Genomic DNA, 503 nt, shown 5'->3' on the forward strand with positions numbered 1-503 from the left:
GCGAAGATGATACCGCCCTGGGACAGCACCGTCTCAATCCGGATCGGTGGCTCATGGTCGATCAGGAAGCCCTCAGCGACGGCCTCCCGATAGCTGTATTTGAAGATCGGGTGCCCGAAAATCTGCACCGTGTGCAGGGCGGGCGTGGCGGTCAGGCCGATCTTGACCGCATCGAAATGCTCCAGCACCCGGCGATATTTGCTGATGTAGTCGGCTTGGTCGCGGAACTCCAGTTCCTGGTCGGACAATTCCCGATCCAGCAGATAACCGCGATGGCATTCATCGACCAGCATCAGGTCATACTGGTCGATGGGCGGGGCGTCGGCTGCATCCTCCACATCCAGTACCCGGCGGGCCAAGGCCTGGATGGTGCAGATATGCACCTTGGTTTCCGCCTCCGGGTCCATGTCCGTCAGGCCCTTCACCCCGAAGATATCGGCAAAGGTGCGGACGCCGACCACCTTGGTGGTCTTGAATTCGTTGGCGGTCTGCTTTCCCAGGAC

Annotated in this window: 1 protein-coding gene; it reads right to left on the minus strand. The window is 60.4% G+C overall.

Translation table 11 applies throughout. From position 1 onward, the window contains the following. Positions 1-503, minus strand: a 503-nt coding sequence (locus tag ACM9HJ_RS31010) for a DEAD/DEAH box helicase family protein (RefSeq protein WP_416575672.1), incomplete at both ends; no start/stop codon positions are given.

The sequence above is a fragment of the Niveispirillum sp. KHB5.9 genome, from assembly GCF_048066115.1.
Taxonomy (GTDB): Bacteria; Pseudomonadota; Alphaproteobacteria; order Azospirillales; family Azospirillaceae; genus Niveispirillum.